The organism is Alteribacter salitolerans, from assembly GCF_016901055.1.
Lineage (GTDB): Bacteria > Bacillota > Bacilli > Bacillales > Salisediminibacteriaceae > Alteribacter > Alteribacter keqinensis.
The window spans coordinates 1-6,098 of the sequence record NZ_JAFEUX010000021.1 but is presented as its reverse complement, the minus strand read 5'-3'; the positions used below and the strand labels follow the sequence as shown (position 1 = coordinate 6,098).

General features: G+C 45.2%; 6 protein-coding genes. 2 read left to right on the top strand and 4 right to left on the bottom strand.

The annotated features are described in order from the left end of the window. Nucleotides 1-426 precede the first annotated feature (426 nt). On the top strand, nt 427-1,104 hold the full coding sequence (locus JSY36_RS20235) for an N-acetylmuramoyl-L-alanine amidase family protein (RefSeq protein ID WP_205167744.1): 678 nt from the start codon (nt 427-429) through the stop codon (nt 1,102-1,104). A 333-nt stretch (nt 1,105-1,437) separates the two neighbouring features. Beyond that, entirely contained in the window at nt 1,438-1,725 is a 288-nt protein-coding gene (locus tag JSY36_RS20230) for an iron-sulfur cluster biosynthesis family protein (RefSeq protein ID WP_205167743.1), read from the top strand. A 247-nt stretch (nt 1,726-1,972) separates the two neighbouring features. Here JSY36_RS20230 and JSY36_RS20225 read toward each other — a convergent pair whose 3' ends face one another. The 4 genes from JSY36_RS20225 to JSY36_RS20770 form a co-directional block, all read right to left on the bottom strand. After that, on the bottom strand, nt 1,973-2,809 hold the full coding sequence (locus JSY36_RS20225) for an ABC transporter permease (RefSeq protein ID WP_122901207.1): 837 nt from the start codon (nt 2,807-2,809) through the stop codon (nt 1,973-1,975). Beyond that, nucleotides 2,806-3,780 carry an ATP-binding cassette domain-containing protein gene (locus JSY36_RS20220; RefSeq protein ID WP_122901205.1) on the bottom strand — a complete coding sequence of 325 codons (975 nt, stop codon included), beginning with the start codon at nt 3,778-3,780 and terminating at the stop codon, nt 2,806-2,808. The genes JSY36_RS20225 and JSY36_RS20220 overlap by 4 nt, the downstream gene beginning before the upstream one ends. Nucleotides 3,781-4,488: 708 nt before the next feature. Continuing rightward, on the bottom strand, nt 4,489-4,833 hold the full coding sequence (locus JSY36_RS20215; RefSeq protein WP_205167742.1) for a YolD-like family protein: 345 nt from the start codon (nt 4,831-4,833) through the stop codon (nt 4,489-4,491). A 133-nt stretch (nt 4,834-4,966) separates the two neighbouring features. Next, nucleotides 4,967-5,098, bottom strand: a complete 132-nt coding sequence (locus tag JSY36_RS20770) for a hypothetical protein (RefSeq protein ID WP_272873340.1) — start codon at nt 5,096-5,098, stop codon at nt 4,967-4,969. Nucleotides 5,099-6,098: the final 1,000 nt, after the last annotated feature.

The window sequence follows — 6,098 nt, the reverse complement described above, 5'->3', positions numbered from 1 at the left end:
ATCCTATGTGCCTATATCGGAATAAGGAGATGATTTCCAATCTCCTACCGCGACGCGTCAATCTCACTCCCTTTCTTTTCTAAAATTAGAAAAGGTAAGAAGAGTATTGGATCACCACCTCAATAAATAATTTTTTTAAAAGAACTAGAAGGGATCTTAACCCCTGGTACATCAACTTTTCCCGAGGGAGTCTGCGTATATTTATGTTAGCGCATTGTTCGAATTCTCAGCTAAACACTTTCTTTATGTCCCAGCCTCTTTTATTCCCGTAATCGACCCTTATAATCGTCTCGGATACGATACAACAAATGTGGTTATGACCAAAAACCTGTAAATACCTACTCTATCTATTTTTTAAAAATCTAGTCTTCCACCTCTACCAAAATGATTCAGATGCATATGCTGATATAAAGAGGAGGTGAGAAGATGGTAAAAATTTATATAGATCCTGGTCACGGAGGAACAGATCCAGGCGCAACAGGAAACGGACTTTTGGAGAAGAACGTGAACTTGAATCTGGCACTCAGACTGAGAGACATTCTCTTAAATGACTACCAGGGTGTTGAGGTACGTATGAGTCGTACAACGGATGTTACACGGACCCTTGCCCAGCGGACGAACGATGCCAACAGCTGGAGCGCTGATTATTATATTTCCATTCACTGCAACGCTTTTAATGGAACCACAAGAGGATATGAAGATTTCATTCACAGTTCCTTGTCGCCCACATCCGTTACCGCACAAAGACGGGATATCATGCATCAGGAGATCACGCGTGTAAACGGCCTCGTTAACAGAGGAAAGAAAAGCGCAAACTTCCACGTCCTGCGTGAAACCAATATGTCTGCCATCCTTACGGAGAACGGATTTATTGATAACGCCCAGGATGCTGCATTAATGAAAAGTTCCGACTGGCTTCATGCAGTGGCAAAAGGGCATGCAGACGGGGTTGCAAGAATCTTTAACCTCACTCCAGTGTCCAGAGTTTTCAGAGTCATCGTTGATGGCGTCCAAATCGGCGCTTTTCAGGAACCGCAAAACATTTCAAATGCCGTGCTTCAGGCCCTTCCTACTGCCGGCAGAATTGTTATTGAACGAACGTAACAAAAGGCCCAAAAAATCAATGAGCAGCCTTATTTCAGTGTAAACATCCGATTATCTGCAAATAAGTACTATTCTCGTATTCCTTTCCTTTCCTCAATTCACCTACTTTTCACCTGTTTCAGCCTCAGCCAGAATGCTCCGAAGTCCATGTTTACTAACAGGCTCAACCATTGTACGATTTTAGTAACCCCTTTATTAATAAAATAAAAAAAGGCAGAGCCAACCGTCTGCCTTTTTTTGCTGTCTTTTTTCCAGCTTCCATCACCTGCTGCTCTCTTTTCTGTCAATTATCTGATAAGATAGAGAAATCAGTTTCAGAGGGGAAGTGAACGTGTGGAAATCAAGATTACACAACCGGCTATCCGCTGGTTTCATGATGAATTTGACCTCACTGAAGGAGACTCTGTCAGAATCCATGTGCGGTATGGAGGATGCGGCTCGGTGCAGACAGGCTTTTCCCTGGGGTTAGGTAAGGAAAAGATCGACGAACCTGGCGCTCTGTTTGAAAAAGACGGCATTACATATGGAATAGAAGCGAAAGACCTCTGGTACTTTGAAGATAAAAACCTCACAGTCAAATACAGCCGTAAATTCGATGAAATTCAGTTCGTCGTTGAATAACCACACCAAGGCAGCTCCTGATGCAGATCTCAGGAGCCGCCTTTTTCTATTCCAGCTCCGCTTTTTCCGACGAAGCTGATTCGTTCCCTTCCCGATCGATGGCTGTGTTCTATGTGTCTCAGCATCTCTTTTCGTATGTACTAAAGCTAACGTGCAAAAGCGTGAAACAAATCCCATTCTCATCGATTTTTTAACCATCAGAAAAAGCCTTTAGAGAATGCACCCTAAAGACTTTTTCAGGTTGAAACTATTTTTTGTTGCGGTACAGATACATCGTGAGGGGGGCGAAAATAACAAGGAAAATTCCCGATGCAACAAACACCCACATAATTGCTTCTCCCGTTACATTCCCATGCATGAATCCGCGAACGGCGTTCACAAGAAGGGAGATCGGGTTCACATCCACAAAGCTTTCCAGCCATCCCGGCAATGTCTGGGGATCGACGAATACGTTACTTACAAACGTGAGAGGAAAAAGAACCATGAAACTCATCATCATGAGTGACTTCTCCGAGCGCATGATGATTCCGAGCGTCGTCCACACCCAGGAAAGACAAAAACAGAAGATTAAAATCATCCCCACTGCACCGAGAACCCCGACGACTCCTCCGTCAGGCCGGAACCCGAGAATCAGACCGAGGGTAATCATAATCGCCGATGCTCCCGAATAGCGGACCATATCCACAAGCAGCGCACCGACCAAAGCCGATGGCAGCCAGATCGGCAGCGTTCTGAACCTGTCAAAAATTCCTTTCCGGATGTCGTTATTTAAATCAATGCCTGTATACATTGTAATCTGCGCCACTGTCATGACGAGGATCCCCGGAAGAAGGAACTGCAGATATTCCGCAGTGGAGCCTGCAATCGCCCCGCCGAAAAGATACGTAAACATGAGTAAAAAGATAACTGGAAACACCGTTACATCGAAGAGCTGTTCCGGAACGTGCTTGATCCGGAGGAGTGCCCGTGATGAAAAAGTAAGAGAAGAGCTGAGCGGGCTCGGACGTTTCGGCCGCGTCCTGGAAGCAATCGCATCCCTGAGACGTTCTTCATTCATCGCTGTCTGATCGGTTTGGTTTGTCATACTCCGCCCTCCTCTTTGTGTTCTGCTTTTTGCCCTGTAAGGGTGAGAAACACCTCATCCAGACTCGGCTGCCCGAGTGAAAAGTCGCTCACACTGATTTCCTGCCGGACGAGTTCCCCTAAGGCTTCTGCCACGAGTGACGCATCGGAAGCCTGGGCAGAAAGAGAAGCTGAATCTCCTGATGGGTGAATGGCGGTCCCCAGTTTTGCCTCCAGAATTTGAATTGCTCTTTCCCGGTCTAAAGGATCGGCAAGACGGACATTCAACGTGCCCGCTCCCACTGATGCCTTCAGCTCACTGCTCGTTCCTTCTGCAATGATTTTTCCCTGGTTGATCACTGCAATGCGGTCAGCCAGCTGGTCCGCTTCTTCTAGGTATTGTGTTGTGAGAAGCACTGTCGTCCCTGCGCTTACCAGCGTCCGAACGATGTCCCAAACCTGGTTGCGGCTTCTCGGATCAAGTCCCGTTGTCGGTTCATCGAGAAAAAGAAGTTCCGGTGTGACCACGATACTCGCGGCAATATCAATCCGTCGCCTCATCCCTCCGGAGTAATTTTTTACCTGTTTTTTCGCTGCGTCTTCAAGACCGAAAGCAGCGAGGAGCTCTGCGGCACGGGCTTTTGCTTCTTTTCTCTTATAACCCATGAGCCGGGAGATCATGACGAGGTTTTCCGTTCCCGTAAGGTCTTCATCGATGGAAGCGTACTGGCCGGTCAGGCTGATCCGCTCTCTAACGTCAGCTGCTTCTGTTACGATGTTGTGCCCGAAAATATGCGCTTCTCCTCCGTCCGGCTGAAGAAGAGTGGCAAGCATGCGAATCGTTGTTGTTTTCCCGGCCCCGTTTGGCCCTAAAAAGCCGTACACCGTTCCTTTTTGAATGGACAAATCGACCCCGTCCACAGCCCGGTGTTTCCCGAACACTTTAACGAGCCCTCTGGCTTCAATTGCTAATTGGTCATTCACTTGCTTCACCCTTTGCTTTAATGATTGATTCCACTGAAAATCATACTCCGGCGAAATGGTTTTACTACACTTATTTTCTCATACTTTTTCTTTAAGTCACCACCCCGGGGATGATTTTCCGTGAAATGTTGACACAGAGATCGTTATTTCCGTTCTTCTTTACGTTGTTTTCTTATAAATTGTTTCTATTCGCACTTCCTTTAGAGTACAAAGATTAAAGATGAGGCCGAAGTGCACTTTGCTTTCCTGGCGGTGCCGACAAGCCTTAAGCTAAAGCAAGGCCACTATCTTTAAAATACGCTCAGAAAAGGCAGGTGTTGATTTCCGCTCTTTTGCGCTCCCTTTCCGCGGGCAGTTCGGGAGCCTCCTCGACGCTTTGCGTCTGCGGGGTCTCCCCGGAACCCGCTTTTCCCGCAGGAGTGTCACGCATTCGCTCCAATCAACACTTTCTTTAAAAATAACAATGACCTTTAGGACATCCAAAAATCAAAACCCACTTTATGCTGCAAAGAACCCTAAAGTGGTGACGTTCTTATCGGACTTTGACTTTTTCAGTGACCTCCTAAAGCTCTGGGGGATCTTGCCTCGCCCAATGGCACAGGAGTCTCAGGCACTTCGTTGAGGCGGTGCCGGAAAACGCCAAAGTCTTGGTACAGCTTGACGAAACAGCCTTTGTGAAAAAAACTGCCGGGTCAAAAACTGCAAAAAAAATCGTGCTCAACCGCTTTTTACATCGATTATGTTTTTAAGGGGGATCACGTGTTGCTCCTCTTCTTTATCCCGGATATACAGAAGCCTTTTGTGCGTATTCACGTGCTCCGCATACCCTGATACCTGATAAAAAAAGCCATCTTCCCAGAAGGTGAAGACGAGCTCGGAATGAAAGGCCATTCCTTCACAGACGGTCTGTCCGATCTCTTCCCACTGCTGTTCGTCAAGCTCAGGCCGCGGCTGCTTTTTCGTCCCCTCAAACCAGGCGTTCAGCATCCCAACGTGCTCCGGCAGCATGAGACTCGTCCACTTGATCGTACCCCGGTCTCTTAGTTTGTTGTCTTTTTTCATCGTTCCTGAGCCTCCCTCCCGTTCAGCTTATGCGAACAAACGTTCTTTTATGCTCCGTGCGAAACATTCTCCCTTTCTGCCCGTACGGACGGGAAGGAAGATGAACATTTGGTAATCAGACGGATTGTTTCTCCTATCGCCTAGTTATGTAATGCTGTTTACGGACGACCTTTTGGAGGGCATCGAGAATGTCCTCTTTTGTTTTGCCTTCCTTCATAAGAGTATACAGCGTCTCTTTAAGCACGTATGTATCGTCTTTCTTCATTTGTTCAGCACCTCTTTTTCTCCTTTGTTTTATTTTAGCGGAAAAAAGGCAGATGCACAAGAACGTACGTTCTTATTTTCAGGGGAATTTATTGGGAATTAATTGATAAACTTTATATTTAAGAAGGAAGGAGAGATGAGGTTGAAAAGAAACAAGCTGAATCTGATCGTAGCTATTATAATAAGCTTACTGATGTTAACAGCAAGCGCAACAATGATTTATCAGTTAGAGAAAAACCACCAAGCCAATAAACTAATTATAGAGAACTGCTTCGAACACGAAGGAAGTGTGATAATAGAAAAAGAGCGCTTCTGGTCTCTGGTTTCATGCGAAAAAAGGTAGTTTGTTATTAAACCTTCACTTTAAACATCTTCTTCTTTACTCTTAACTCAAATAAATCATTTATAAGAAGAATAATTACATATATGTTCAGTTGTAAACAGCAAATTGCAAAATCACTGAGGAAATAACAAGCTCCCTCACTTGGGCTGAAATAAAAATTTCTACCTTGTGAATTAGTCGTACTTTTCTCAGTTTCCAATACCAAAAGGGAGGGACCATCACACTGAGGGATGTATTTGCCGTAAAACATTCCCCGGAATGTTAATTCAAGCAGCAGGTGATATGAACCTTAATTTGGAGCTGAGGACTTTAATGATGCAGTAGATTGGTAATGACCACAAAAGCGTAAATACTGTTAAGGAGCAATAATTAATAAAGCAAATATGAACAATGAGGCTGGGACAGAAAGAAAGTGTTTAGCTGAGAATCCGAAAAATGCACCCACGCAGCGGATGAAATATACGCAGACTCCCTCGGGAAAAGTTGATGTACCAGGGGTTAAGATCCCTTCTAGTTCTTTTAAAAAAATTATTTATTGAGGTGGTGATCCAATACTCTTCTTACCTTTTCTAATTTTAGAAAAGAAAGGGAGTGAGATTGACGCGTCGCGGTAGGAGATTGGAAATCATCTCCTTATTCCGATATAGGCACATAGGAT